Source organism: Dyella mobilis (assembly GCF_016904945.1).
Taxonomy (GTDB): Bacteria; Pseudomonadota; Gammaproteobacteria; order Xanthomonadales; family Rhodanobacteraceae; genus Dyella_B; species Dyella_B mobilis.
The window spans coordinates 523449-548102 of the sequence record NZ_JADIKF010000040.1 but is presented as its reverse complement, the minus strand read 5'-3'; the positions used below and the strand labels follow the sequence as shown (position 1 = coordinate 548102).

Here is a 24654-nt window from a genome sequence, read left to right as displayed (position 1 = left end):
TCCCATGAAATTCAAAGTCATGCTCGTGGCGCTGATCGCCGCGGTGATCACGCTTGTCCCGGGCTGTGGAATCAAGCCGACTCAATCGATCGCGCAAATGACTGCAGGGTTCTGTTCGAACCTCGGCACGGTGAATGCCTCGCTCGACGCGTTCAATGCAACGCTCACCGCTGTTCCGCAGACGCATGCACTCGGCGTCAAAGCGACCAATGACCTAGCTGCGGCGAAGAAACTAGCCGCGCCTCTTTGCGCGGCTGGCGCCACCGTTACCAGCACGCAGCTCCAGACTTTGGTTCCGCAAATTTTGGCCGCATCGGCTGCAATCGTGGCGGAGTTGCCGTTGCCGCCCGCGCAGCAGCTTGCGATTCAGAACGGTCTCGTTTTGGCTCAAGGCGCGGTCGGATTGGTGGGTGTGGTCGAAGCCCAGATTCAGGCCGCGAAGGCCGCTCAGGCCGCTCAGGCCGCTCCCGCTGCGTCATCGACGAGTGCTGGAGCGCCCCAGGCGAGCCTTCAATCGGTCGCAAGTATTCGTGCGACCGAGATCGCTCTGACAAAGCAGATCGATGCCTCAACGGATACGCAGGCCGCGATTCACCTGGCTCGTCGATATAACCAGCTCGATGCGAATTTGAGCAGCTTGTTGTATCCGCAAGTCGCAACGACCGATCGCTGAAATGACCCCGCGCGACTACGCCATTCTGGCGCAGCGTTCCTACCAGGACGCTCCGACGGTTGGCTGGCCTGACAGCGCCTCACGAATGCACGTGTACGATGGCGTGCATGTGTTCCGCGGCTCCGATGATGTTGACTCCTGGCTGCACGACTTCGATATCGACCTGATCGATGTGCCAGGCCTGGGCAAACTGCACGCGGGGTTCTACACCGCATGGCTGGCCATCCGCGACCAGTGCCTCGCGCTGGCTCCACCGAAGGCCACGGCCGGCCACAGTCTCGGCGGTGCGCTGACGCTCATCTGCTGCGCAGAGTGGGCGCTGCGGGATGTCATCGTGCCGGTCTATGCGTTCGAAGCGCCTCGCCTGTGCGCTGATGGCGTCATGGCCGCACTACTGAAAGCCAAGAACGTGCCGGTCTTTGCCACGCGTAACGGCAACGACATCGTCACCCAGGTGCCGCCGCTGCTGACGCGGCCGGGCGAGCTTACACAGATCGGCCACGCTTCGGCACCGTTCGACAACGTCACCGATCACAGCATCGGCCGGGTGATTCAAGCCCTGCCAGCATGACCCATGTACACCGCGCTCAGCTTCCTCTACGCAGGAGCCTGGGCGCTGGTGGTGATTCCTACCTTCGCCTTGATCGGCTGGCTTGAATGGCGCCGGTTCAAAGGCTAACCCTCACGAGATCCCTATGAAGCGCGATTTCAACGCACCCCTCACCTTCGCCGGCAAGCCGATCGAAGAGAACAAGGCTGTCCTCACTCTGGGCGGCGTTTCGGTCAATGCTCTGCTGGTCATGCCTGACAACGAACCGAATCTCCAGGCGGAGGAGAAGTTCAAGCGCTACAAGCTGGCCGAACGCCTCTCGGCTGGTGGCGTACAGGATCTGTCGGTCGATGAGCTCGCACTGGTCAAGCGCTTGGTCGGCAACATGTACCAGCCGATCATCGTCGGCGCCTCATTCGATCTGTTTGAGCGTGAGTTGCCGCCCGAGCCGGTTGAAGACAAGGCAGCGGACACCACTGAACAGCCCAACGCAGCGGATCCGGCGCCCGTTTCGTATCAGGCCTGATCTAAAGTAGATGAAAGTAGATGGCCAAGGGAAAGAAGACAGGTGGCCGCTCAAGTGGCACGCCCAACAAGGCGACCCAGGACATCCGGAAGCTTGCGCAGGACTATGGCGACGAGGCCATCAATACCCTGCGCGAGATCATGAATGACAAGGCCCAGCCTGCTGCAGCTCGAGTCGCTGCTTCCGAGAAGCTGCTCGATCGCGGCTATGGCAAGGCGATCCAGTCCCTGAAGGTCGGTGGCGAACTCGGCATCAAAGGGATCAAGCGTGTCATCGTCGATCCTGCAAATCGAAACGCCAAGGGTATTCGCCCCACTTCTTGAGCCATCCCGTTACAAGGGGGCGCATGGTGGGCGCGGCTCTGGTAAGTCGCACTTCTTCGCCGAGATGCTTGTCGAGCACTGCATGATGCAGACGACACGCGCAGTCTGTATCCGCGAAGTCCAGGTATCACTCAAGCAGTCCGTCAAGCGGCTCATTGAGGACAAGATCGAGCAGCTCGGCGTGGGCGGATATTTCGATGTCCTCGATACAGAGATCCGTGGCCCCGATGGTGGCCTGATCATCTTCCAGGGCATGCAGAGCCATACGGCGGAGTCGATCAAGTCGCTGGAGGGCTACGACATCGCCTGGTGTGAGGAGGCGCAGTCGCTGTCGCAGCTGAGTTTGCGGCTACTGCGCCCAACGATTCGCAAACCAGGGTCGGAGCTTTGGTTCACGTGGAACCCGGATAGCGAGACAGATCCGGTTGACACCCTGCTACGCGGCGACAAGCGCGTGCCGGGCGCAATCGTGGTTGAGGCGAATTGGGCCGATAACCCATGGTTCCCCGATGAGCTCGAGCAGGAGCGATTGGTCGACCTGGGTCGCGATCCAGATGGCTATGACCACGTCTGGGAGGGTGGATATCAGACCATCTCGGAGGCGGTCATCTTCCGCAACCGCGTATCGGTCGAGGCATTCGGCGAGCCGCCCGAGAAGACACGCATATTCTTTGGCGCCGACTGGGGCTTTGCGAATGACCCGACTGCGCTGATCCGCTTCTGGATCATTGATGAGTGCCTCTACATCAGTCACGAGGCCTTCGGGCATGGCGTGGAGATTGACGAGACACCCGAGTTGTTCGACAGCATTCCTGGCGCGCGTAACTGGCCAATCAAGGCTGATTGCGCGCGACCCGAGACCATCAGCTATATGCGCCGGCAGGGCTTCCAGATCGATGCCGCTGAAAAGTGGCAGGGTTCGGTCGAGGATGGCATCGCGCACATGAAAGCCTTCAAGCGCATTGTCGTGCACGAGCGCTGCGGGAACATCGCCAAGGAATTCAGGCTGTACTCCTACAAGGTCGACAAAAAGACCGGTGATGTCCTGCCGATCATCGTCGACAAATTCAATCATGGGATTGACGCAGTGCGATATGGTCTTGATGGCTATATCCAGCGCCGCGGTGGTCTCGGCGTATGGGCGAAACTCGCGCGATGAGCAAACGCAACCGGCAAAAGCAGGCAGCGCCGCAGCCATCGCACGCGGTCACCCGTGATAGCGGCAAGCGCTGGATGACGCCCACCCTCGACAGCTTCGCGAACTTCGAAGCACGGGTCGGCATCGGCACGAACAACCAGAGCGCCGCGTCGACGTACACGTTCGACTTTATCTCGCGCAACCGCGTGCAGATGGAGGCGATGTATCGCTCGAGCTGGATTGTCGGCGCGGTCGTGGATTGCATCGCCGAGGACATGACCCGGGCTGGCATCACCATCAATTCCGACCTATCGCCGGAGGATGGAAAGAAGCTCGACCAGTCGTTCGCCTCGCTCGGCATTTGGGACGGCCTGTCCGACAACGGCAAATGGGCGCGCCTGTATGGCGGCTCCCTGGCGGTCATGCTGATCGATGGCCAGCAGATGAACACGCCACTGAACATCGATTCCATCGGTGAGGGGCAGTTCAAGGGTCTGCTGATCCTCGATCGCTGGCTGGTGCAGCCAACGCTGAACGACCTGGTGAGCGACTTTGGCCCCGACATGGGCATGCCGAAGTTCTATGATGTCGTCGCCGATTCGATGGCACTGAAGCGGCAGCGCATCCACTACTCACGGGTGCTGCGCATGGATGGTGTGACGTTGCCGTACTGGCAGCGCATCGCCGAGAACCTGTGGGGTCAGTCAGTCATCGAGCGCCTGTTCGACCGCCTGGTCGCGTTCGACTCGACGACCCAGGGCACCGCGCAGCTGGTCTACAAAGCGCACCTGCGCACGTATGGCGTCGAGAACCTGCGCGACATCATTGCGATGGGTGGCCCGGCGCTCGAGGGTCTGATCAAGCAGATCGAGATGATCCGCCGCTTCCAGTCGAATGAGGGGATCACCCTCATGGACTCGAAGGACACGTTTAACACGCATCAGTACGCGTTCTCCGGTCTACGCGATGTACTGCTGCAGATCGGTGAGCAGCTCTCTGGTGCCGCCGAAACGCCGCTGACGCGCCTGTTTGGCCAGTCCCCGGGAGGTCTGAACTCCGACGGCGACGGCCAGATGAAGCAGTATCACGAGGGCATCAACGCCAAGCAGGAACGCAGGATGCGTCGCGGCCTCACGCTTCTGATTGAGGTCATGGCGCGGTCGGTGCTCGGCAAACCGATGCCGGAGGGCTGGAGCTTCGTCTTCAACAGCCTGCAGAAGATGAACGACAGCGAGAAGGCCGACATCGGGCAGAAGACGACCGCGGCCGTGCTCGATGCCTATGACGCCGGTCTGATCGACCAGGCCACGGCCTTGAAGGAATTGAAGCAGTCCAGCGAGGTGACGGGGCTGTTCAGCAATGTCACCGACGATCTGATCAAGGACGCGGAGAATGCGCCGCCTAAAATCACTCAGGTCGATCCGGCAGCAGCCAACGCTGGACCGGAAGGCCAAGAACAGCGCCAACCCGGCGAACAGTCGCAAGGCGGAGCAAAACTACAGCCGCTCGCTGCGTAAGCTTGCGCAGGAAGTTGGGCGACTGATTGGTGCGTTCCCAGCGGGTGACCCGGCATCGGTGGCTCCGATCACCGACATGTTGGAGAAGTATTCGCAGGCGCTCGACGGATGGGCACTGCGGACGGCATCGGCGATGGTTGCCGAGGTCGAAGCACGCGACCGCAAGGCGTGGTTGCAGGCATCGGCCGACATCTCCGAGGCACTGCGGCATGAAATATGGACAGCGCCAACCGGTGAGGCCATGAAGGCACTCCTGGCCGAGCAGGTCACGCTGATCAAGTCCATCCCGCTCGATGCCGCCAAGCGCGTGCATGAGCTGACGCTAGCCGGTCTGGAGAACAGTTCGCGCGGCAGTGAGATCGTCGCGGAGATCAAGCGATCGGGTGAGGTCTCGGTCAGTCGCGCCAACCTGATCGCGCGCACCGAGACGGCCCGTGCCGCATCCGTGCTGACGCAGGCACGTGCGCAGCACATCGGCAGCGAGGGTTACATCTGGCGCATTGCTGGTGACAGCGACGTGCGCCACAGCCATAAGCAGATGAATGGGAAGTTCGTGCGGTGGGATTCCCCGCCGACACTTTCCGATGGAACGACCACGCATGCCGGGCAGATTTACAACTGCCGGTGCTATCCCGAACCGGTATTGCCGGAGTAACGACATGCCATTGAAACGCGGCAGCTCCAAAGAGGTCATTGAGGCCAACATCAAGGAGCTGATCGAAGCCGGCCACAAGCCGGACCAGGCCAAGGCCATTGCGGAAAAGAATGCGCGCCAGACCAGTGATTACGACAGCACTGGCCAGTCCCGGTATTACACCGTGTCGAAGCTTGGTCCGAAGCGCTCGCTGACGCCGGAGGGCTATCTGCTCTGCCTCGATGTGCCGGTCGCGCGCACGGGCGAAATGCTCTATGGCGAGGGCGAGATTGCTGACGACCAGGGTGAAATGGTCAAGGGTGACCAGGACGGGATCATTCGCGTAACGCGTGGCCCGGACGATCTGTTTCGCCCTGAGACGATTGCCAGCTTCGAAGGCAAGTCAGTGACGCTCGGTCACCCCGATGAATTCGTCACGCCGGAAAACGTCAAGCAGCACGAGATCGGCACGATGCTCAACGTCCGCCGGGGCGATGGCGTCAACGACGACGTGATGCTTGCTGACCTCCTGATCAAGGACAAGACGGCCATCAAGGCCATCCAAACCGATGGCATCGAGGAAGTCAGCAACGGCTATGAGGCCGATTACGAACAGCAACAACCGGGGCGCGCGGTACAGCACAACATCGTTGGAAACCACGTAGCGCTCGTCGAGCGTGGCCGCTGTGGCCCGCGGTGCGCAATCGGAGACGAAATCATGCCAAGCCTGAAAAAGAAGACCTGGAAAGATCGCTTCATGGCCGCCTTCAAGGCCAATGACGCGGCCGAACTCGAAAAGCTCGCCTCGGAGGTCAAGGACGAGGAAGAGGAGTCCGAAGAGGATAAGGAAAAGCGCGAGCGCGAGGAGAAGGACAAGAAGACCACGGATGCGCTCAGCCAGGTGCTCGACCGCCTGAAAGCCATCGACGAACGCCTCGACAAGATGGAATCCGAGGACGATGACGAGGATGACGATGACGACATGGACGGCGAGCCGACCAACGATATCGTCTTGACGGCCGAGAAGACCGAAAAGCTCGATACGGCTGGCGTGAAGCTCTACACCGGTGACTCGGCGAAGAAGATTCCGCAGCTGGCCGAGATCATCGCACCTGGCTTCAAGATCCCGACCTTCGACGCCAAGACCACGGATGCGCAGCGCGCCGCCACGCTGTGCCAGTGCCAGCGCCGCGCATTGGCCAAGGCCTACGCCACCGATGCCGGCCGCGCCATCATCGATCCGCTCCTGGGCGGCCAGAAGGCCAACTTCCAGAAGCTGCCCTACGCGCTGGTGAACGCCGCCTTCCATGGCACCGCAGCTGCCATGCGCGTGCGCAACAACGACGGCGGCCATCGCCAGATTGCCCCGACACGGGATGCCGGCAAGACGGTTTCGATTGCCGACATCAACAGAGCCAACCGCGAGTTCTACAAACACTGAGGAATGACGACCCATGAGCAACGCAATTCTGTACCGCATGCCGTCCGGCATTCCTGGCGATGTGAGCCGTCCCTCCATGTCGACCACGGAGACCGGCTTCTTCAACCCGTCCAACCCGTTCCCGGCTTACGGCCTGCCCGGCAAGATCGTGAGCGGGCAGTTCGTACCGCTGGCTGCCAATGACCCGGCATCGGTCGTGTATGGCTTCCTGGTGCGTCCTTACCCGACGACTGGCGCCAATGCGTCCGATCCGCTCGGCACCGCCGTGCCGCCCACCAGCGGACCTTGCAACATCCTGCGTCGCGGTTACATGACCGTGCTGAACGTGGCCGGCACGCCGGCACTCGATGGCCAGGTTTACAGTCGCATCGCCAGCCCGTCGTCTCCGACCTTCATCGGTGACATCGAAGCGGCCGCGGTCGCCGGCGACACCATCGAAATCAACGCGACGTTCATGAACGCAGGCGATGCCAGCGGCAACGTCGAAATCGGCTACAACATCTGATCCCACCCACAAAGCAGCCACGCATGAAGCCGCCGAAAGGCGGTTTTTTTGTGGGCGCGATTCGGAGATGTCGACAATGAGCAAATTGATCCTCCCGCGCTCCATCCGGAGCGCATACACCCGTGACAACGGTCTGATGACCTTCGACGCGGCCACCATCGATAGCGCCGGTGTCTTCCTGGTGGGCGAGCTGGAACGTCTCGATCAGGAACTGCACATGCCGCTGGCATCGGTCACCTGGGGTCGTGACATCGATCTGCGCGAAGACGTATCGATCGCCGACGAAGTATCGTCCTATACGAACTCCACGTTCGCTGCAGCTGGCGGTGCATCGCCGAATGGCAAGTCCTGGATCGGTAAGGACGCTACTGCCATCCAGGGCCTGGCGCTGGATATCGGCAAGACGCCGCACCCGCTGAACCTGTGGGGCATGGAACTGGGCTGGACGATCCCCGAACTGCTGAGCGCGCAGCGCCTCGGCCGGCCGGTCGACCAGCAGAAGTTCGAAGGCCTGCAGCTGAAATGGAACATGGACACGGACGAGCAGATATACATCGGCGATACGGGCCTCGGCGTGACCGGCCTGGTCAATAACGCCAATGTGGCGACGTCCAATGCCGTGAACGGAAACTGGTCCAATGGCACGACCACTCCCGCGCAGATGCTCGCGGACGTGAATGCTGTGCTGGAGACCGCATGGACGAACTCCGGTTACGCGTACACCCCGAGCGAGCTGCTGCTGCCGCCGCAGGCGTTCTCGACGCTCGTGCAGACCATCGTGAGCAGCGCCGGTAACATCAGCGCGCTGGAATACCTCAAGGCGAACTGCATCAGCAACGCCAACAACGGTAAGCCGCTGAACGTGTACCCCTGTAAGTGGCTGACCACCGCCGGCGCGAGCGGCAAGACTCGCATGGTCGCGTATACCAAGCAGAAGCGTCTCGTGCGTTTCCCGCTGGTTCCGCTGCAGCGCACGCCGCTCGAGTACCGCGGCATCCTGCAGTTGACGACCTATTTCGGCCGCCTGGGCGCGGTGGAATGGGTCTATCCCGAAACCGGCGCGTATGCGGACGGGGTGTGACATGGCCAACAAGACCGTCACCGTCAACATCGTCAAGGCCTTCACGCTGACCATCGTGCAGAACGGAGAGCTGAAGAAGCTCCAGTTCGTGCCCGGTGTCCAGGACGTCGACGAAGATGTCGCCAATCACTGGTACACCAAGGCGCATTGCGGCGATCTCCCCGCCGCAGTGAAAGCCGCGGCATCGGGCAAGGGCGCTGCCTAAGCCATGGATCCGACCCAGTTCGTCACGGACTTCCCCGAGTTCGCAAACTCGACGATGTACCCGACGACTGTCATCGCGTTCCAGATCGGCATCGCCACACAGCTGCTCAATGCCCAACGCTGGGGCTCGATGCTCAATTACGGCATCGAGCTCTACGTTGCGCATAACCTCGTCCTGGCCGCGCAGGCGGCCGAGGACAGCGCGCTCGGCAATACCCCGGGCGAGATGACCGGTCCGACGTCTGCGAAGAGCGTGGACAAGGTCTCCGTCTCGTTCGACACCGCGGCCGCACAGCTCGCCGACGCGGGTTACATGAGCCTGACTCGCTACGGCATCCAGTTCTTGCAGTTGTCGCGCATGATTGGCGCCGGCGGTATCCAGCTCGCGATGTGCTGACATGGGCGTCAAGGTCACCAAGGACAAAGTGTCCGCGGCGCTTCGGTCTATCCATCAGCTCGTGAAGCAGGACGTCATGGTTGGCGTCCCGCTGAGCAATGACGCTCGCTCAGATGGCGCTCCGATTACGAATGCGGAGATCGGCTACATCCAGGAGAACGGCGCACCGGCGGCCAACATCCCGCCACGCCCGCATCTCGTTCCCGGGGTCGAGGGTGCCGAGAAGCAGATCGGCGAGCAGCTCAAGAAGGGTGCCCGGGCCGCATGCGATGAGAATAAGGCTGGCGTAATGGCCGCGTTGGATGCGGCTGGGCTCATCGGCGAGATGGCCGTCAAGGCCAAGATCACCAGCATCATCCCGCCACCGCTGAAAGCCTCCACGCTCGCCGCACGTGAGCGCCGGGGGCGCACCGGTGAAACGCCGCTGCTCGATACGGCGCGCTATCGCAATTCGATCACGCACGTCATCCGACCGAAGAAGACCTGACGATGCCCTCACTGAATGTCTCCCGCGTGCTGCTGTCGCGCGAGTTCGTTGATCGCACGCTCGTCTGCCTCCGCAACGCGCAGACCGTGAGCGAGGGCGGCATCGCGACGAATACGCAGACCAGTACGCCTTTCTTTGGCGTGGTCACATCGGATCGCGGCGACGTGCTGACGCGTTTGGCTCAGGGTAGCCATGTGACCGGAACGATCTACGTGCACAGCCAGTTCGCGCTGTCGGCCGGCGCGGCTGGCCAGGATGCCGACATCGTCCAATGGAACGGGCGACAGTTCACCGTCACGGACGTGAACAACTATTCCACCTATGGCGCCGGCTTCACGTGCGCGCGCTGCGAGCCGGTCTCGCTGCAGGGAAGCTGAGCCATGGCGAACGATTCATCGACCGGCGGATTCATCCCGCCGGCAGCGAGTCCTGCGCCATCGGTCGATGCCGCGCTCGATGCGCTGTTTCAGCAGCTCGTCGTCGGTGTCACCGGGTTGCCCGGCACCATGGTGCGCCCGCGCTGGCAGCCAGTGGTGCCGAAACAGCCAGATCCGGCCACGGACTGGTGCGCTATTGGCGTCACCAAGTTCGACCCAGACGACTATCCGGCCGAAGTGCACGACGGCACTGGCGATGGCAGCAGCACGCAGAGCGACCACGAATCGATAGAGGTTGTGGCGAGCTTCTATGGGCCGGATGCCATGGCCAATGCCAAGCAGCTGCGCAGCGGGCTCTACGTGGCGCAGAACCGCGACACGCTGGTCGCCGCGGGGCTCAACCTCCAGGAGGCGAAGCGCTTCGTCCAGGTGCCGGAGCTCGTGAATCAGCAATGGATACGCCGATGGGATCTGACCATCGTCTTCCGCCGCCAGTCCATCTACACGTACCCGATCCTCAACATCGTCTCGCCAGGTCCGCTGGATATCGAGTCGGCTGTCTAATCACCAAGGAGTCACCTCCATGTCGCAGCTTTCCGTCAACGACATCGTCAACGTCAATGTCGTCCTGAATCCCCTGGTAGCGGCCCTGCGCAACTTCGGCTCGCTGCTCATCATTGGCTCGACGCCTGGCGTGATCGACACGACCGAGCGCATCCGCTCGTATTCCACGCTCACCGGCGTGACCAATGACTTCGGCGGGAGCGCGCCGGAAGCGCTGGCCGCGACCAAATTCTTCGGCCAGACGCCGCAGCCGTCGCAGCTCTACATCGGCGTCTTCGCGCAGGCGGCGACATCCGGCCGACTGGTGGGCGGCGTGTTGAGTACGGCCCAGCAGGCGCTCTCGAATTTCACAGCCGTCTCCTCCGGCGACATGGACATCATTGTCGACGGGACGTCGCACACCATCACGGCGATCAATCTGTCGGGCGCTGCGAACCTCAACGCCGTTGCGGCGCTGGTTACCGCTGGATTCTCCGGGGCGGCTACCGTGACGTGGAATGCCAACTCTGGGCAGTTCTATGTCACCAGCGCAACGACTGGCACGACATCGAGCGTCGCCTTTGCCACCGCGCCCGGGTCTGGCACGGACATCGGCGCGCTGATGAACCTGGAGTCGACCCAGGGCGGCTACTCGGCGCCGGGCAATGCCGTAGAAACCCCGCTGGCCGGTGTTGAGGCCTGCGCGGCGGCGAGCGGTCTCTGGTACGCGGTGGAAATGGCGCCCGTATCCTCTCTGCAGACGAGTGACATTACCGGGATTGCGGGCTTCATCCTGGCCGAATCGCCGGCGCGCATTCATCTGGCCACGACCAGCGATCCGAACTCGCTGAACGCATCGAGCACGACCGACATTGCCTATTTGCTCTCGGCCGGCAAGTTCCAGCGCAGCTGCCTGCAATATTCCTCGAGCACGCCTCATGCGATCGCTGCCTTCTTCGGCATTGCCGCGACGGTCGACTTCGAAGGCAGCAACACCACCATCACCATGAAGTTCAAGCAGGAGAACGGCGTCACCGCTGAGAACCTGACCGAATCTCAGGCCGCCGCGCTGAATGGCAAGAACTGCAACGTGTACGCGAACTACACGAACTCGCAGGCCATGCTGCAGCAGGGCGTGATGTGTGATGGCACGTTCTTCGACACCCTCCAGGGCACGGACTGGCTGCAGAACGCCTGCCAGGCCGCGGTGTTGGCCAGGTTGCAGACGATGCCGAAGATTCCGCAAACCGATGCGGGCATCAATGATCTCTGCACGGCGCTCACCGGTGTGTTTGAGCAGGCGATTGAAAATGGCCTTGGAGCGCCCGGGGTTTGGAACGGGCCGCCCATCGGCGCATTGCAGACCGGGCAGACGTTGTCGAAGGGCTATTACATCTATGCCCAGCCCGTCGCCAGCCAGAGCCAGGCCGCCCGATCGGCGCGCCAGGCGCCCACCATCCAGGCCGCATTCAAGCTGGCCGGCGCCGTCCATTCGGTCGACGTCGTCATCAACGTCAACAATTAATCGAGGCCGCTGACCATGTCGACTTACAGCTTCCTGGACACGCAGGCCACGATCTCCGGCCCGGGCGGTTCGTTCAATATCGGCTCCGGCGCCGCGGTGGCGAAAGAGGGAATCACCATCGAGCCCACCGGTGACAAGAACACCATGACCATCGCCTCCGACGGCGCTGGCATGCACAGCCTGCATGCTGACAACTCCGGCACGATCACGGTGCGTCTGCTCAAGACGTCGCCGGTCAACGCCCAGCTCATGGCGATGTACAACCTCCAGAAGACCGGCTCGGCGGTATGGGGCCAGAACATCATCGAGATCAACAACCCGGTGATCGGCGAAAACAACGGTTGCCGCGGCGTCGCCTTCAAGAAGAAGCCGACCATCGTCTATGCCGAGGAAGGTGCGTTGAACGAGTGGACGTTCGACGCGATTGCCATCGACTCCATCTTGGGTACGTACTGATATGGATTTCTCCGTCAACGGCAACAATTACATCTCGTCGGCGCTCGATGCGAAGCGCCAGTTCCACCTGGCGCGCCGCCTGGGGCCGATCCTTTCAGGCATCCAGGGTCGGCCGGAGAACGAGATGTTCCCGGCGATCATGGAAGCAGTCGCGGCCATGTCGGACGAGCAATGCGACTACGTGCTCGATACCTGCATGTCGGTCGTCAAGCGGCAGCAGGACGGGAACACTTGGGCGCCCGTTTACAACGACCGGGCCCATCGCATGCAGTTCGACGATATCGACATGGGAGCAATGTTGCAGATCGCTCGCCATGTCATCCAGGAGAATCTCGCCAGTTTTTTCGGCGGAAATCTCGGGCTCGACGGATTGAGTCCGAAAGCGACGGCATAGCCTGGTCGTCTCTCCCCGATGGTGAAGACTGGCTCCTGCGGCCGGTCGTCAAGGGGATGTGCAAGTTCGAAAGCTTGGTCGACGGAACACTCGACCTGGCCGACGTGGCACTGATGAATGACGCGCTCGACGTCATCGATGAAAACCGCGAGATCGCGAGGAACCTTCAGAAGGCCTAGGCGATCTTGCTGAATTCGCCCGCAAGCTTTTTCGCGGCATCGCAATAGGCTTGATGTGCAGCTTCCTCTGTATCAAAGAAGCCGAGGAAAATCTGCTTGTAGTTTCGGCAGATAGATGATTGCCATTTGCCTGTGCGCACATGCCAATAAGCGCCTTTTAGGTGTCGTCTGGCGCCTTGGTTTGCCATGTTATCGACCATGGAGCATGCCCGAAGATTGGTGGGTCGATTATCGGGTTTGATGCCATTTGCATGGTCGATGGTCTTAGGCCAGTAGCCATTCGTCATAGCGAAAGCTATGCGATGAGCAAGAAAAGGCTTCCCAGATACGAATACGTCCAGATAGCCATCTGGACGTAATGAGCCGGTAAGCCTACCAGCGAATTTCGTATTGAAACAACGATGCCCACGGTCATTTTTGAAGTGATGGCGGGGACGGTATTTCCATCGAAGAGCACCAGATGATTCATCAAAGTCAAAGCATTCAACTAGAAATTCGATGCCAAGCTCTTTCATCGAAGGCTCCTTGACCAAGACTTAATGATATCGGGATTTGAGCATGTCTGACGTTATTCGCGAATTCTTGGTCAGCCTTGGCTACAAGGTCGATGCGTCCGGCGAGAAGCGCTTCACCGATGGCATCAAGACCGCGACGAAGACGGTCATGGAGCTTGGCCTCGCGGCGGGTGCCACCGCCGTTGCGCTGGGCGCCGCCGTCGCCAAAATGGCCGAACAGCTCGACGGGCTGTACTTCGCCAGCCAGCGCACGAAGGCGGCCGCCGAGAACATCAAGGCGCTCGGCTTTGCGGCAGATCAGATGGGAAGCTCGGCGGATGCCGCGCAGGGTTCATTGGAGAACTTTGCGAAATTCCTGGCCATAAATCCAAATGGCGAAAATTTGGTTCGAAGCTGGGGAATTCAGACACGCGATGTAAATGGACAGTTGCGCGACACGACTCAGATCATGAACGATCTGGGGGGGCTATTCCGCAAGCTTGGACCAGCGCAGGCCTATCGACGATCTGAAGTCCTTGGCATTGATTACAAGACCATGCTCGCCTTGATGAATGGCATGGACGGCTTCGAGGACAGGTACAAGCAGATCCTCGCCCGGTATGGCCTGGATACGAAGAAGGCTGCGGAGCAGTCGCATCAGTTCATGCTGCGCATGCGGGATCTTCGCGCGAACGCCGATGTTCTCGGCACCGTGATCGGCACGCACCTGATCGGCGTCTTCGACGAGCTCGAATACCGGTGGAATTCGCTGGATAGCACGACGCAGAGCAACATCGAGTCCTTCGGGAAATGGGCGGCTGCCATCGTGGCCGGCGCGGCGGTGATCGCCGGAGGCCCGGTCGTGTGGATCGGCGCACTGGCGGCGGCCATCGGCCTGCTCTGGGACGACTATCGCGTCTGGAAGGAAGGCGGCAAGAGCCTGATCGACTGGGGCAAATGGAAGCCTGAAATCGACCTGGCCAAGGCTGGCATTGATCTGATTGGCGACGGGTTGAACAACCTCGTCGCCATCGGGAAAGCAGCATGGCCGCACATGGTGGGCGGCTGGCACGACCTCACGGCCGCGATCAAGGACGCCTACGAATGGATCATGAAGATCATCCATGCCGTTGAGGGCAGCAAGGCATTTCAGTGGGTGATGGAGAAGTCGCAAGGCATCCGGGCTGGCATCACCAACGCGTTCGATCAAGCGAAAGGCTGGGTGCTCAATAAGACGAAAGGCCCCAGGGATTCCATTGCGCAACTCTATGCGCAGACGGGCATCGTCGATCGCGTCAAGAATTTCGGCAGTGAAGTCCAGGCTGGCGTCGACACCGACCAGGAGGCGACGGACAGGTCGAATGCTGCGGACGCCTTGGGCCAGCTTTGGCGGCAGCTGACCGGGCAGCCCTATGACCACGGCACGCCTGACCAGGCGCCGCCGGCCGCCGGCCGCCCGTCAGACCAATCGTCGGGCGCAACCGATCAAGCGCCGCTCGGTGTCCGTGACAACAACCCGGGAAATCTCCGCACCGGCCCTGGTGGCAGCTTCGGCAACTATGCGACACCGGAGCAGGGGTTGCAGGCCCTGAGCCATCAGCTCGGCCTCTACTTCAACGGGCAGTCCGCGGCGGCCGGCTACCGCCATTTGCAGACCCTGCGCGACATCCTCAGCACCTATGCGCCGAAGTCGGAAAACGATACGGGCGCCTATATCGCGGATGTCGCGAAGCAGATGGGTGTCAGCCCGGACGCGCAGTTGAATCTCAATGATCCCCAGGTAATGGCCTCGCTGATGCGCGGGATCATCCAGCACGAGGATGGGTACAACCCCTACAGCTCTGAGATGATCGACCATGCCGCCGGGAATCAGGCATCAGCTGCCCCCTCGATCGCTGGCGTCAGCCTGGAGCAGAAGACCTACATCACGGTGAGCGGAACGGATAAGCCGCAGGAGACCGCACGCGCGGTGGCCAGCGAGCAAAACACCGTCAATCAGCGGTTGGCCCGTAACTTCCAGTTCGCGACGGCAACATGAGCGGCCTATCCGCATTAGGCATTGTCCTGGCCGGCAGCCTCGAGGATGTCCTGCTACGCACCAGCCGAAGCATCGGCACCATCATTCCGCAATGCACGGTGGAGGAGCGCGTCGTCGACGAGCTGGAGATCACGGACCATCCGATCGAGCAGGGCGCCGATATCACCGACCACGCGTTCAAGCGGCCGTCGATCGTCACGGCGCGGTATGGGTGGAGCAATAGCGGGTCGATCTTCAATCTCACTACTGGCGGCATCGTTTCGAGCGATCCGGTCGACATTTACAACCAGCTGCTCGCGCTCCAGGCATCTCGCCAGCCCTTCACGCTTCAGACTGGAAAGCTCTCCTACGACAACGTGCTCATCAAGACGATTGAGCAGTTGACGGATATGAAGACCGAGAATGCGCTCTCCGTAACGATCACGTTTAAGCAGATCATCATCGTCAGCTTGCAGGCGACAACCCTGCAGGCGGCTAACCAGGCCAATCCAGCGCAGACCGCACCGGTTACGAACGGTGGCACGGTGCAGCCGAACCCAGTGCCGACGAGCGTCCTCTCTACGATCACCTCTTATGGCGCTGGCGTCCAATGAACGGCTTTGAGATCCCGCTCGCCGGCGTATCCACAACCTTTCAGACGACGATCCTCAACGTCGTCTATACGCTCACCCTTCAATGGCGCAATGCCGCCGGCCTTTGGTTCCTCGATATCGCTGATGCATCCGCGAATCCCATCGTCAGCGGGCTTCCATTGGTCACCGGTGCCGATCTCCTGGAGCAATACGGTTACCTGGAATTCGGCTTTGAACTGTGGGTGCAATCAGACGTCAATCCCGATGACCTGCCGACGTACGAGAACCTCGGCACGTCCTCGCACCTTTATGTGGTGACGCCATGACGCAGCAATATCTTCGCGCGTTGAGCGTGGTAATCGGCAACGAAAATGAGGCCTATGACTTCTCGCAGCTGCATGTGCGCTTCGAGGTCAAAAATGCCGATGTGCAGACGTTGAAGACGGCGAGCATCACCATCTACAACCTTTCCAGCGATACAGCAAAATCGATCTTTTCCCAAGAGTTTACGAAGCTGCAGATCAGTGCCGGCTATCAAGGAAATATGGCGCTGATCTTCTCTGGTGATATCACCATGTGCCGTTCTGGCCGAGAGAGTGCTATCGAAAGCTTCGTCAACATACAGGCCCAGGATGGCGATAAGGCGTTCAACTGGGCAAGGAGCAACTGGACGCTTCAAAAGGGATACCTTCCAGACGATGTGTATAAGCGCCTGCTCCAAGACCTGGCGCAATACGGCATCACTCAGGGATACAAACCACCTTTTACGCAAAATCCGTCTGTCGATGCTCTCACATGCTATGGCATGACGCGCGATCAGCTTCGTAACCTAGCCGATGCGCAAGGTTGTCGATGGAGCATCGAAAACAATCAGCTCAACTTCTTGCCTCTCCAAAGCGTATACCCGGGCACAGTACCCCTGGTAACTCCTGACTCCGGTCTAATTGGAATTCCCGAGCAGACCATCGACGGAATCATCATCAAATGCTTATTGAATCCGCTTGTTAGGGCGGGCGGACAAATAAATCTCGGCAATGCTCAAGTGACGCAGTTGATGCTCACACAGAAATATCAGCAGCCAGAATCTGTTCCTACGCTTGCGGGAGCGGGCGCCTATAAGGTTTGTCAGTGCATTCACACCGGCGACAATCGCGGAAACACTTGGTACACGACCAATCTGTGCACTGCGGTCGATGGAACAGCTCCGCTGACCAGCAGGGCTAATGTACAGGTGCCCGACAATGGATGATCGTCAGCGATACGATGACCTGGAGGAAGTGTTTCGGCTCGCGATCAACGGGTTGCTTGCCAATGCGTGGACAGGTATCCCCGGCTATATCGTGAGCTTTGATCCCGCCTCGGTCACGGCAACTGTGCAAATAGGCATTCAGGGTCAAGGCGAGAATCCTGACGGTTCGACGTCGCAGAGCAATTATCCGGTGCTCGAGGGCGTGCCGGTGGAGTTTCCAGGCGGTGGAGGCTCCCGGCTGACGTTTCCTGTGGCGCCAGGCGACGAATGCTGGATTGCCTTCTCGTGCCGCGCGATGGGAGCCTGGAAGGCATCGGGCGGCATCCAGCCGACCAATGATCCACGAATGCATCATATTGCTGATGCGGTTTGCCGAATTGGCCCTATGAGCCAGGCGAATAAGCTGAGCAATGTGAGTACGTCGACCGTACAGCTGCGCAGTGCGAACAAGGAAACCTATATAGAACTGGACCCTACGGGCCAGATTGTGAACGTTGTGGCTCCCGGTGGCATGACGATCACGGCGCCCACCCTGCATCTCATCAATGGCGCCTTGACCGTTGATCAGACCATTACGGCAGCCGAGACCATCTCTTCAAGCGGAGGGGATGTGCTTGCCGGTTCGATTAGCCTTACGAACCACAAGCATACGGGTGTACAGTCCGGGTCCAGCGTGACGGGACCACCGGAGGGTTAAATGCGCAGTATTCGACTGGCAATCATTGCACTTTTTTTTGCTTTATTCGCAGGCAATGCATTTGCTTCGCAAAGCGTTACTGACAACGTAACAGCAGCTCTGCTCTACCAGGATTTAGACACCTATGTGATGGGAGGGAAGTCATACTTTTCCGATCCATGGCAGAAGGCGGTCGTCCCGTACCAGATGGCGACCGACATTGCACAGAAATACGTTCGTCAGCCGATTGGTGCCGACCAGGAATTCAAAGGAAAGATTGCGTTTATACACGCGATTTTTATCACTTCGGATAATTGGCTTGGTGACACGTATCGAGTTCAGTTCCAGACCTTCGTCGGGATTTTTAAGAAGGAAGACGCAACGTTCTTGGCGAACGCTTCTTCTGGTACTCCAGTGAATATCGCTTGTGAAGTAACGGGTAAAGAGATCGATGGGTTCCCATGGGGCGAGAATTGTCGTGATGCTCAGGAAGTCGAGCGCGAATTGATTACGTCGATCATGGCCGGCAAAGGTGTGCCAAATAGCCCTCTCGGAAAAATGCATGGCATGGCAGTAAAAATAACGGCTATGCCCGGTATAACTGATGCGTGCTCAGGCAACTTTTACGATGGACTGTGCATCAATGCCATTCAGTCCGCTACAGCGAACGCGCCTCCAAAAAAGTAAGGCGCTCGGAAATGAACAAGAGCCCCGCACTCGCGGGGCTTTTCTTTTGGAGCTCTCATGCGCTATCGAAAGCTCGATGCGAACGGTGACTACACGTTCGGACATGGCCAGGACGATTTCTACACAAACGTGCCGGCCGCAGTGGCGCAAGCCGTGGAAACTGGTCTGAAGCTCTTTCAGAGCGAATGGTTTCTGGATACGTCCTCCGGCGTGCCGTGGCGCCAGAACATCCTCGGCAAGTACGCGGCCAACGCCTACGACCTGATCCTGAAGAACGCGATCCTGACGACTCAGGGCGTGCAGACGCTGGACTCGTATAGCAGCACCCTGAGCGATCAGACGCGCGCGCTGACGGTCACGGCGACCATCGACACCATCTATGGGCCCACGGACGTAACCATCACGCCATGACTATCACCACGGTTGCTCCGACCATCGATGCGAATGGCATCACGGCGCCTGCGTATTCCGACATCCTGGAGTATCTGCAATCGATCTATCAGGGCATCTATGGATCGGACGTATACCTCGGCCCTGATTCGCAGGACGGCCAGTTTCTCGGCGCACTCGCCCAGGCCTTCAGCGATGTGAATGCGATCGCTCTGTCGATCTACACCTCGTTTAGTCCGAACACGGCCGCCGGTGCAGCGCTATCGAGCAACGTGAAGATCAACGGTCTTCAGCGCGAGTCGGCGACCTATTCCACGGCGCCCGTTGCATGTGTCGGTGTGGCCAACACGGTCATCACGAATGGCGTGGCGACGGATGTGAACGGCAATCGGTGGGATCTGCCGGCATCCGTGACGATTCCGTCGGCGGGCACGGTCACGGTCACGGCGACTTGCGAAGTGTTGGGCGCCATACTCGCGCCGGCCGGCACGATCAACGGCATCGCAACGCCGACTCTGGGCTGGCAGACGGTCTCAAATACGTCCGATGCGACGCCTGGCACGCCGGTGGAGGACGATGCGGAGCTGCGCTATCGGCAGTCGATCTCGACCTCAAACCCCTCCCTGTCGGTGCTGGACGGCATCGTTGGTGCGGTGGCCGCCATTGATGGTGTCATTCGCTACCAGCCCTACGAGAACGACACGGGGTCGACGAACTCCTATGGGATACCGGCCTACAACACATCGATCGTGGTGCAGGGCGGCGACCCGGTCGCCATCGCGACCGCCATCGCAGCCAAGGGCTATCCGGGCATGCCGACGTATGGCACGACCAGCGAGACCATCACTGACGTCTATGGCAACCAGAAGACCATTAACTTCTTCTTCGCCACCGATGTCGCGATCACGTGCGCGATCTCGCTAAAAGCGCTGACAGGCTACAGCTCCACGGTTGGCCAGAATATCCAGAACGCCGTATCCGCCTATGTGAACCAGACGGCCCTGGGCGGCGGCGAGAGCGCCTCGGTTGAGTGGGACGGTGCTGTGGCCGCAGCGAAGAGCGTGGCGAACGCCAACACCTTCCGCATCATCAGCCTGACCCTGTCCGGGCCCAGCGGCGCCGGCGCGCCTGACGTGCCGATCGCATTCAACGATGCGGCCACGTGTACGCCTTCTGCCGTAACGCTCACGGTCAGCTGACATGGGTGATGCAACTGCCTATACCGGCCTAATCACGTCGCAGCATGCTGATAAGCCGAACTTCATGGCTATGGTGGCCGCGGTGTGTGGCGCGGTCGTCGATCAGCAGAATTTCCTCAACGCGATGCCCGAGGCGTTCGACCTGGACAACGCAGTAGGCCCGCAGCTGGATGCTGTCGGGGCCTGGGTTGGTATCAGCCGCAATGTGAACGTCCCGATCGACAACGTCTATTTTTCCTGGGACGAGACGGGCGTTGGCTGGGACCAGGGTGTCTGGATGGGGCCAAGTGATCCATCCACGGGCGTGACGGTGCTGGACGATGGCACCTATCTGCAGGTGATTCAGGCGAAGATCGGCGCGAATAACTGGGACGGGACGCTCGGCTCGGTGGTGCCGCTCTACAACGCCATCTTCGGCACGTCAGGCACGTACGTGAAGATCACGGACAACAGCAACCTCACGTTCACGCTGCACGTTCTCGGGCCACAGCCTTCGGCGCTGTTCCAGGCACTCCTCACCGGCGGATACATACCGCTCAAGCCAACCGGCGTAGCCATCACATATTCCTTCGGCTCGTAACCGCGCGCCGCAGAACAGTTCGAATCCGGAGCAACAATGGCACTCGAAAATGACTTCCTGGTCTTCGCGGGATCGTCCAGCGCGAACGTCCTGACGCAGTCCGCCTATGCATCGTCGTCAACCCTGGCGGGCGGCTTCGTGAGTGGCGTTGCCTCTTCGCAGGCCACGAACAAGACGTTGCGTCAGGCCTCGATCATCTCGGCCATGATCGCGCAGTTCATCTGCGACAACTCAGGCCAGCCCGCGATCGACAACGGCACCATCTCGACGCTGGAGACGAACTTCGAGGCGGCCATTCTGGCCATTGCCGATACCGTGGTTATTCCGATTTCGCAGGTGACCGGACTATCGACGGCGCTAGCTGGATTGCTGCCGATCAATGGGACGGCGGTAGCCGCCAATAAGCTCGCCACTGCGCGCAATATCGCGCTGACCGGCGCCGTGTCTGGCGCTGTGAACTTTGATGGTTCGTCGAACGTCTCGATCACGACGACCTTCGGCGCCATCAATGCGGACACTTTACTCGGCAATCCGACCAGCGGTTCGGCCGTGCCGACTGCGATCACGCTTGCTGACGGTCTCGTTTTCAGCTCCGGCGCATTGGGTCTCGGTTCAATCACCGTCACCGGCGTGACGAATTCAGGGAACGAGACGATCGCTGGCACGTTGGGCGTGACGGGCTCAGCAACTGTGGGTAATGGCACTGCAGCGACGACCGTCACCTCGAATGGAAGTGCTTCAGGGACGGGTGGTGGCACCTACATCATCGCGCGTCTGAATGGCTCGGCGTGCATCGCCATCGGTAACTATTCGGCGCTTGTAGGGGGCGCCTTCAACGCCGCACCTACTCTCAACTTTAACGGTGGGTCGTTGCAGCTCGTAGGTGGTTCGACCATCGTGGGCACACTTGACGGCTCGGGTGACCTTTCGCTCAACGGTAGTATCAGCACGGGCGGCAGCATCACGTCCGGCGGTAACATCCAAGCCGCGCAGACGGTTACCTGCACGGCGACCGCTTTGGTCTTGGGTCCTACGGCCGGCTCTGGCAGTGAGATCCTGCTACGACCAAATGGTCCTGGCAGCTCTACCGGGCAGATTCTCATCGACTCATTAGGCGATCTGGCTACGCCGGGTAACCTCACCGGGTTGAACTTCGTTGCATCCACGTCTAACTATGTTTGCGGTACTAGCGGCAGTGGCGGCGCTATGTATTTCCGGCCGAACGGCGTCGGTTCGACTTCCGGTCAATGCGTCATCGACAGCTCGGGAGATTTCACTTCACCTGGGACGGTCACCTCTTCATCGAGCTTCGTAGCGAGCGGCGTCAATGTGATCCTGGCCGCCACTGGCACGACTGGCGGTGTCTACCTGCGGCCGCAGGGAGCTGGCAGCTCGACAGGACAGGCGGTGGTCGGCCCCACTGGCAACTTCAACGCTTCGGGCGTCATCCAGCCTGGTTCGGATGGTCGCGTGAAATACGACCGCGAGAAGATCGATAACGCGCTGGCGATCGTGCGCACATATCTGGTGGGAATGCGCTACCGCCGTCGCGACCAGAAAGGCGCTCTGCAGGCCGGATTCATCGCCGACGCCGTGCAGCTGGGATTGCCGCATCTGGTGAGCGAAAGCCCGGAGCCGATGAACGGCTACGAGCGCTTCAAGACGTTGGACTACAACGGCGGTGAGGCATATCTCGCCAACGCGATCACCGAGCTGCACGACCTGGTGCTCGCACAGGGCGCCCGCCTCGACGTATTGGAGGTGCACTGATGGCCTCCGGATATCTATTTATCGATGGGCGCGATCCCGATGCGATCTTTCAGTCGGGCAACGCCGGTATTGTGACTGATCTGGCGCATGAGTCTTCAGGTGTTGACCTGGGTAGTCTCTATGCCAGTGGCAACAGCGGCATTACCACGGGCCTCAAAAGCAAGTCAGGGGTCGATATCGGCTCACTCTTCGCGCTCCCGTCTGGATCGCTCCCGATCAGCGGCCAGACATTCCTAGGTACGAATTCCGTCGCGGGTGGTTTCTCCACCTCGATCATCAACTTCAACGTCAATAGCTCAACGTGGGCGGTAGTCGGATCGACTTCGGATACGTCGGGCAGCGTGCCGAGTGGAGCTACTAGCGTCAAGGTGACCTATACCTATGTGTCAGGGTCGACTGCGGGATCGGTGACCAATCCCATGTCCTCCACCACGACGCTGACCTCTACCACTCTGGACTCCTACGTCCATCTCTCGGCCGCGGTATCGTCGCCTGCCAGCGCGAACTACAGCGTCAACGTGGAATTCATGAACAGCGCGGGATCGGTCATCAGCAACACCACGTTCACCTATTTCCCGCAGACGTCCGGCTGATCCATCGGCCGATCATGTCGGCCATGGCCACGGCTCATCCGGTGCCGGCGCGCTGAAGCCGATCTTCATCCGCTGGCCTTTGAGCGCGGCCTCGTGATGTTTCGCATATCCGCTGATCCAGCGCTTCGCCTGCGCAAAGCTGGCGGCATAATAAGGGCCCGAGTCCTTCGGGCCTTTCCCTGGCGCGAACAGGATCTCCCACTCGTGCCCGGTGTCGCGGACCCGGCAGAAGGGCTGGGCGGCATAGTTGATGCGGAAGTAGAGCGCGTCATCGAGCCATTGGCGGCGCTCGTAGGAAAAGCCAAGATTCATCAGCTCAGTCTAGGCCGGCGACGTCTCACTCCGTAGGAGCGGCCATGGCATCATGGTCGCCTCGTTCCCCGGAGCGCGGCCATGTGTTACTCGGCGCAGATTTTCGCCGACTTCCGAAAGTATGAGCGGTTGGGCGGTGCGCTCGACCTGCGTGCCTTCGTGAAGATGTTTTGGCAGCGGAGGAAAAGCGGCGACTGGGTGCGCAAGGTGCCCAAGGCGATGCGTGATGCATTCGCCAACCCGCGAGATGCCGGCGAGGCTGAGATCAATGCCATCGCGATCGACGCCAACCGGTCGGCAGCGCTGGCGCTCGAAACAGAGATTGCCGAGCAGACCGAGCGCAAGCTCAAGGCTGATGCCGTTCTGGCCAGCCCCAAACCCACCAAGAAAGCAGAGAACGACCGGCGCGTAGCCGGCAACAAGATCGAAGCGGCCCAGGCAAAGCTCGACCAGCTCGGGGCTACGGCCAATGCAGAGGGCCTCGGGCGCATCTGGCCAGGCTCCTATTGCCCCGTGCTGGTGCGCGACCACAAGACCGGCGAGCGCCTCATCCGGCGCATGCGCTACCGCTGCCGGCTGCCGGGGTGGACCGCCAAGGATGAGGCGCTAAAGCCAGGCACCTACAACGCGCGCCAGGACAAGCTCTCGACCGTCTGGAAAAAGCTGTTCGGCTGGAACCATGGCATCGTCGTCGCGAGCCGGTTCTACGAGAGCGTCAGCCTCCATCGGCTTCAACATCGCGAGCTGGCGCCCGGCGAGCGCGACATCAGCGTCGAGATCCGTTTTGAGCCGGAGCCGCGGCAAGACATGCTCCTCGCGTGCCTGTGGCGGTACGTTGAGCCCGAGCACGACGAGGAGGGTGCCGGGTTCTACTCGTTCGCCATCATCACGCGCGAGCCGCCGGCCGAGGTCCAGGATGCCGGCCACGACAGGTGCGTGATCGCCATCCGGCCGGAGAATGTGGACGTATGGCTGAATCCCGATCCGCACGACTTGGCGCCCCTGTACGCCATCCTGGATGACCCGATCGATGCCTTCTATCAGCACGAGCTGGCGAAGAAGGAAGCCGAGGAGGTGGCATGATGGAACGGGCGCTCCGCTGGCCCCGAGCGGCTATACTTGCCCGGCCCAGGCAGCCAAAATA

At 60.5% G+C, this 24654-nt stretch carries 33 protein-coding genes; 31 read left to right on the top strand and 2 right to left on the bottom strand.

Features of this window, described 5'->3' with window-relative positions:
* Positions 1-4: 4 nt before the first annotated feature.
* From ISS99_RS18745 to ISS99_RS23565, 19 genes are all read left to right on the top strand, one after another.
* Positions 5-673 (top strand): hypothetical protein, encoded by a 669-nt coding sequence (locus ISS99_RS18745; RefSeq protein WP_204633127.1) that lies wholly within the window; start codon positions 5-7, stop codon positions 671-673.
* 1 nt (position 674) lies between these two features.
* The gene (locus ISS99_RS18740; RefSeq protein WP_204633126.1) at positions 675-1244 is read left to right on the top strand and encodes a lipase family protein; all 570 of its coding nucleotides are present in this window, start codon (positions 675-677) and stop codon (positions 1242-1244) included.
* Positions 1245-1368: 124 nt separating this feature from the next.
* Positions 1369-1749, top strand: a complete 381-nt coding sequence (locus ISS99_RS18735) for a hypothetical protein (RefSeq protein ID WP_204633125.1) — start codon at positions 1369-1371, stop codon at positions 1747-1749.
* A gap of 20 nt (positions 1750-1769) precedes the next feature.
* Entirely contained in the window at positions 1770-2072 is a 303-nt protein-coding gene (locus ISS99_RS18730) for a hypothetical protein (RefSeq protein WP_204633124.1), read from the top strand.
* Positions 2017-3231 (top strand): PBSX family phage terminase large subunit, encoded by a 1215-nt coding sequence (locus tag ISS99_RS18725; protein ID WP_204633123.1) that lies wholly within the window; start codon positions 2017-2019, stop codon positions 3229-3231. Before ISS99_RS18730 ends, ISS99_RS18725 begins: the two co-directional genes overlap by 56 nt.
* On the top strand, positions 3228-4727 hold the full coding sequence (locus ISS99_RS23355) for a DUF1073 domain-containing protein (protein ID WP_239538180.1): 1500 nt from the start codon (positions 3228-3230) through the stop codon (positions 4725-4727). The genes ISS99_RS18725 and ISS99_RS23355 overlap by 4 nt, the downstream gene beginning before the upstream one ends.
* Complete coding sequence (locus ISS99_RS18720) at positions 4630-5382, top strand: phage head morphogenesis protein (protein WP_338081596.1); 753 nt, start codon at positions 4630-4632, stop codon at positions 5380-5382. Before ISS99_RS23355 ends, ISS99_RS18720 begins: the two co-directional genes overlap by 98 nt.
* Positions 5383-5392: 10 nt before the next feature.
* On the top strand, positions 5393-6802 hold the full coding sequence (locus ISS99_RS18715) for a DUF2213 domain-containing protein (protein WP_204633121.1): 1410 nt from the start codon (positions 5393-5395) through the stop codon (positions 6800-6802).
* Positions 6803-6815: 13 nt separating this feature from the next.
* Positions 6816-7307 (top strand): structural cement protein Gp24, encoded by a 492-nt coding sequence (locus tag ISS99_RS18710; RefSeq protein WP_204633120.1) that lies wholly within the window; start codon positions 6816-6818, stop codon positions 7305-7307.
* 76 nt (positions 7308-7383) lie between these two features.
* Positions 7384-8388 (top strand): DUF2184 domain-containing protein, encoded by a 1005-nt coding sequence (locus ISS99_RS18705; RefSeq protein ID WP_204633119.1) that lies wholly within the window; start codon positions 7384-7386, stop codon positions 8386-8388.
* 1 nt (position 8389) lies between these two features.
* Positions 8390-8593: an STY1053 family phage-associated protein gene (locus ISS99_RS18700; protein ID WP_204633118.1), complete on the top strand. Its 204-nt coding sequence runs from the start codon at positions 8390-8392 to the stop codon at positions 8591-8593.
* A gap of 3 nt (positions 8594-8596) precedes the next feature.
* Positions 8597-8989 carry a DUF4054 domain-containing protein gene (locus ISS99_RS18695; RefSeq protein ID WP_204633117.1) on the top strand — a complete coding sequence of 131 codons (393 nt, stop codon included), beginning with the start codon at positions 8597-8599 and terminating at the stop codon, positions 8987-8989.
* Between the two features lies 1 nt (position 8990).
* Positions 8991-9476, top strand: a complete 486-nt coding sequence (locus tag ISS99_RS18690) for a hypothetical protein (RefSeq protein WP_204633116.1) — start codon at positions 8991-8993, stop codon at positions 9474-9476.
* Between the two features lie 2 nt (positions 9477-9478).
* Positions 9479-9853, top strand: coding sequence for a hypothetical protein (locus tag ISS99_RS18685; protein ID WP_204633115.1), 375 nt, complete (start codon positions 9479-9481; stop codon positions 9851-9853).
* Positions 9854-9856: 3 nt separating this feature from the next.
* Positions 9857-10417: a phage neck terminator protein gene (locus tag ISS99_RS18680; RefSeq protein ID WP_204633114.1), complete on the top strand. Its 561-nt coding sequence runs from the start codon at positions 9857-9859 to the stop codon at positions 10415-10417.
* Between the two features lie 19 nt (positions 10418-10436).
* Positions 10437-11921, top strand: coding sequence for a DUF3383 domain-containing protein (locus ISS99_RS18675; protein ID WP_204633113.1), 1485 nt, complete (start codon positions 10437-10439; stop codon positions 11919-11921).
* 15 nt (positions 11922-11936) lie between these two features.
* Positions 11937-12377 carry a tail tube family protein gene (locus tag ISS99_RS18670; RefSeq protein WP_204633112.1) on the top strand — a complete coding sequence of 147 codons (441 nt, stop codon included), beginning with the start codon at positions 11937-11939 and terminating at the stop codon, positions 12375-12377.
* Between the two features lies 1 nt (position 12378).
* Positions 12379-12771: a phage tail assembly chaperone gene (locus ISS99_RS18665; RefSeq protein WP_204633111.1), complete on the top strand. Its 393-nt coding sequence runs from the start codon at positions 12379-12381 to the stop codon at positions 12769-12771.
* A gap of 56 nt (positions 12772-12827) precedes the next feature.
* Positions 12828-12950 (top strand): DUF6889 family protein, encoded by a 123-nt coding sequence (locus tag ISS99_RS23565; protein WP_275578206.1) that lies wholly within the window; start codon positions 12828-12830, stop codon positions 12948-12950.
* Here ISS99_RS23565 and ISS99_RS18660 read toward each other — a convergent pair.
* On the bottom strand, positions 12947-13465 hold the full coding sequence (locus tag ISS99_RS18660; protein ID WP_204633110.1) for an HNH endonuclease: 519 nt from the start codon (positions 13463-13465) through the stop codon (positions 12947-12949). The genes ISS99_RS23565 and ISS99_RS18660 overlap by 4 nt on opposite strands.
* A gap of 43 nt (positions 13466-13508) precedes the next feature.
* On the opposite strand from ISS99_RS18660, the gene ISS99_RS18655 reads away from it, so the two are divergent.
* The 11 genes from ISS99_RS18655 to ISS99_RS18605 are packed head-to-tail and all read left to right on the top strand — an operon-like array spanning position 13509 to position 23198.
* Positions 13509-15482, top strand: a complete 1974-nt coding sequence (locus ISS99_RS18655; RefSeq protein ID WP_204633109.1) for a hypothetical protein — start codon at positions 13509-13511, stop codon at positions 15480-15482.
* Positions 15479-16075 carry a phage baseplate protein gene (locus ISS99_RS18650; protein ID WP_204633108.1) on the top strand — a complete coding sequence of 199 codons (597 nt, stop codon included), beginning with the start codon at positions 15479-15481 and terminating at the stop codon, positions 16073-16075. The genes ISS99_RS18655 and ISS99_RS18650 overlap by 4 nt, the downstream gene beginning before the upstream one ends.
* Positions 16072-16380, top strand: coding sequence for a phage baseplate plug family protein (locus ISS99_RS18645; RefSeq protein ID WP_239538177.1), 309 nt, complete (start codon positions 16072-16074; stop codon positions 16378-16380). The genes ISS99_RS18650 and ISS99_RS18645 overlap by 4 nt, the downstream gene beginning before the upstream one ends.
* The gene (locus ISS99_RS18640; RefSeq protein WP_204633107.1) at positions 16377-17303 is read left to right on the top strand and encodes a phage protein; all 927 of its coding nucleotides are present in this window, start codon (positions 16377-16379) and stop codon (positions 17301-17303) included. Before ISS99_RS18645 ends, ISS99_RS18640 begins: the two co-directional genes overlap by 4 nt.
* Entirely contained in the window at positions 17296-18000 is a 705-nt protein-coding gene (locus ISS99_RS18635) for a Gp138 family membrane-puncturing spike protein (RefSeq protein WP_204633106.1), read from the top strand. Before ISS99_RS18640 ends, ISS99_RS18635 begins: the two co-directional genes overlap by 8 nt.
* Positions 18001-18666, top strand: a complete 666-nt coding sequence (locus tag ISS99_RS18630; protein ID WP_204633105.1) for a hypothetical protein — start codon at positions 18001-18003, stop codon at positions 18664-18666.
* Between the two features lie 57 nt (positions 18667-18723).
* Positions 18724-19077: a contractile injection system sheath initiator gene (locus ISS99_RS18625; RefSeq protein WP_204633104.1), complete on the top strand. Its 354-nt coding sequence runs from the start codon at positions 18724-18726 to the stop codon at positions 19075-19077.
* Positions 19074-20255: a baseplate J/gp47 family protein gene (locus ISS99_RS18620; protein WP_204633103.1), complete on the top strand. Its 1182-nt coding sequence runs from the start codon at positions 19074-19076 to the stop codon at positions 20253-20255. The genes ISS99_RS18625 and ISS99_RS18620 overlap by 4 nt, the downstream gene beginning before the upstream one ends.
* Position 20256: 1 nt before the next feature.
* Positions 20257-20835 (top strand): DUF2612 domain-containing protein, encoded by a 579-nt coding sequence (locus tag ISS99_RS18615; protein ID WP_204633102.1) that lies wholly within the window; start codon positions 20257-20259, stop codon positions 20833-20835.
* Between the two features lie 36 nt (positions 20836-20871).
* Entirely contained in the window at positions 20872-22605 is a 1734-nt protein-coding gene (locus ISS99_RS18610) for a tail fiber domain-containing protein (protein WP_204633101.1), read from the top strand.
* Positions 22605-23198, top strand: a complete 594-nt coding sequence (locus ISS99_RS18605; RefSeq protein WP_204633100.1) for a hypothetical protein — start codon at positions 22605-22607, stop codon at positions 23196-23198. The genes ISS99_RS18610 and ISS99_RS18605 overlap by 1 nt, the downstream gene beginning before the upstream one ends.
* Positions 23199-23210: 12 nt before the next feature.
* Here ISS99_RS18605 and ISS99_RS18600 read toward each other — a convergent pair whose 3' ends face one another.
* Complete coding sequence (locus tag ISS99_RS18600; RefSeq protein ID WP_204633099.1) at positions 23211-23510, bottom strand: hypothetical protein; 300 nt, start codon at positions 23508-23510, stop codon at positions 23211-23213.
* 81 nt (positions 23511-23591) lie between these two features.
* On the opposite strand from ISS99_RS18600, the gene ISS99_RS18595 reads away from it, so the two are divergent.
* Positions 23592-24593 (top strand): SOS response-associated peptidase family protein, encoded by a 1002-nt coding sequence (locus tag ISS99_RS18595; protein WP_204633098.1) that lies wholly within the window; start codon positions 23592-23594, stop codon positions 24591-24593.
* The last annotated feature ends 61 nt before the right edge of the window (positions 24594-24654 follow it).

Excerpts from the sequence above, each read along its gene's own strand:
- ISS99_RS18645 (WP_239538177.1), top strand. The coding sequence starts at position 16,072 with ATGAACGGCTTTGAGATCCCGCTCGCCGGCGTATCCACAACCTTTCAG.
- ISS99_RS18615 (WP_204633102.1), top strand. The coding sequence starts at position 20,257 with ATGGGTGATGCAACTGCCTATACCGGCCTAATCACGTCGCAGCATGCT.
- ISS99_RS18705 (WP_204633119.1), top strand. The coding sequence starts at position 7,384 with ATGAGCAAATTGATCCTCCCGCGCTCCATCCGGAGCGCATACACCCGT.
- ISS99_RS18685 (WP_204633115.1), top strand. The coding sequence starts at position 9,479 with ATGCCCTCACTGAATGTCTCCCGCGTGCTGCTGTCGCGCGAGTTCGTT.
- ISS99_RS18730 (WP_204633124.1), top strand. The coding sequence starts at position 1,770 with ATGGCCAAGGGAAAGAAGACAGGTGGCCGCTCAAGTGGCACGCCCAAC.
- ISS99_RS18610 (WP_204633101.1), top strand. The coding sequence starts at position 20,872 with ATGGCACTCGAAAATGACTTCCTGGTCTTCGCGGGATCGTCCAGCGCG.
- ISS99_RS18655 (WP_204633109.1), top strand. The coding sequence starts at position 13,509 with ATGTCTGACGTTATTCGCGAATTCTTGGTCAGCCTTGGCTACAAGGTC.
- ISS99_RS18710 (WP_204633120.1), top strand. The coding sequence starts at position 6,816 with ATGAGCAACGCAATTCTGTACCGCATGCCGTCCGGCATTCCTGGCGAT.
- ISS99_RS18605 (WP_204633100.1), top strand. The coding sequence starts at position 22,605 with ATGGCCTCCGGATATCTATTTATCGATGGGCGCGATCCCGATGCGATC.
- ISS99_RS18595 (WP_204633098.1), top strand. The coding sequence starts at position 23,592 with ATGTGTTACTCGGCGCAGATTTTCGCCGACTTCCGAAAGTATGAGCGG.
- ISS99_RS18690 (WP_204633116.1), top strand. The coding sequence starts at position 8,991 with ATGGGCGTCAAGGTCACCAAGGACAAAGTGTCCGCGGCGCTTCGGTCT.
- ISS99_RS18680 (WP_204633114.1), top strand. The coding sequence starts at position 9,857 with ATGGCGAACGATTCATCGACCGGCGGATTCATCCCGCCGGCAGCGAGT.
- ISS99_RS18665 (WP_204633111.1), top strand. The coding sequence starts at position 12,379 with ATGGATTTCTCCGTCAACGGCAACAATTACATCTCGTCGGCGCTCGAT.
- ISS99_RS18735 (WP_204633125.1), top strand. The coding sequence starts at position 1,369 with ATGAAGCGCGATTTCAACGCACCCCTCACCTTCGCCGGCAAGCCGATC.
- ISS99_RS18620 (WP_204633103.1), top strand. The coding sequence starts at position 19,074 with ATGACTATCACCACGGTTGCTCCGACCATCGATGCGAATGGCATCACG.
- ISS99_RS18670 (WP_204633112.1), top strand. The coding sequence starts at position 11,937 with ATGTCGACTTACAGCTTCCTGGACACGCAGGCCACGATCTCCGGCCCG.
- ISS99_RS18695 (WP_204633117.1), top strand. The coding sequence starts at position 8,597 with ATGGATCCGACCCAGTTCGTCACGGACTTCCCCGAGTTCGCAAACTCG.
- ISS99_RS18650 (WP_204633108.1), top strand. The coding sequence starts at position 15,479 with ATGAGCGGCCTATCCGCATTAGGCATTGTCCTGGCCGGCAGCCTCGAG.
- ISS99_RS18600 (WP_204633099.1), bottom strand. The coding sequence starts at position 23,510 with ATGAATCTTGGCTTTTCCTACGAGCGCCGCCAATGGCTCGATGACGCG.
- ISS99_RS18740 (WP_204633126.1), top strand. The coding sequence starts at position 675 with ATGACCCCGCGCGACTACGCCATTCTGGCGCAGCGTTCCTACCAGGAC.
- ISS99_RS18675 (WP_204633113.1), top strand. The coding sequence starts at position 10,437 with ATGTCGCAGCTTTCCGTCAACGACATCGTCAACGTCAATGTCGTCCTG.
- ISS99_RS18745 (WP_204633127.1), top strand. The coding sequence starts at position 5 with ATGAAATTCAAAGTCATGCTCGTGGCGCTGATCGCCGCGGTGATCACG.
- ISS99_RS23355 (WP_239538180.1), top strand. The coding sequence starts at position 3,228 with ATGAGCAAACGCAACCGGCAAAAGCAGGCAGCGCCGCAGCCATCGCAC.
- ISS99_RS18660 (WP_204633110.1), bottom strand. The coding sequence starts at position 13,465 with ATGAAAGAGCTTGGCATCGAATTTCTAGTTGAATGCTTTGACTTTGAT.
- ISS99_RS18630 (WP_204633105.1), top strand. The coding sequence starts at position 18,001 with ATGCGCAGTATTCGACTGGCAATCATTGCACTTTTTTTTGCTTTATTC.
- ISS99_RS18635 (WP_204633106.1), top strand. The coding sequence starts at position 17,296 with ATGGATGATCGTCAGCGATACGATGACCTGGAGGAAGTGTTTCGGCTC.
- ISS99_RS18625 (WP_204633104.1), top strand. The coding sequence starts at position 18,724 with ATGCGCTATCGAAAGCTCGATGCGAACGGTGACTACACGTTCGGACAT.
- ISS99_RS18640 (WP_204633107.1), top strand. The coding sequence starts at position 16,377 with ATGACGCAGCAATATCTTCGCGCGTTGAGCGTGGTAATCGGCAACGAA.
- ISS99_RS23565 (WP_275578206.1), top strand. The coding sequence starts at position 12,828 with ATGTGCAAGTTCGAAAGCTTGGTCGACGGAACACTCGACCTGGCCGAC.
- ISS99_RS18700 (WP_204633118.1), top strand. The coding sequence starts at position 8,390 with ATGGCCAACAAGACCGTCACCGTCAACATCGTCAAGGCCTTCACGCTG.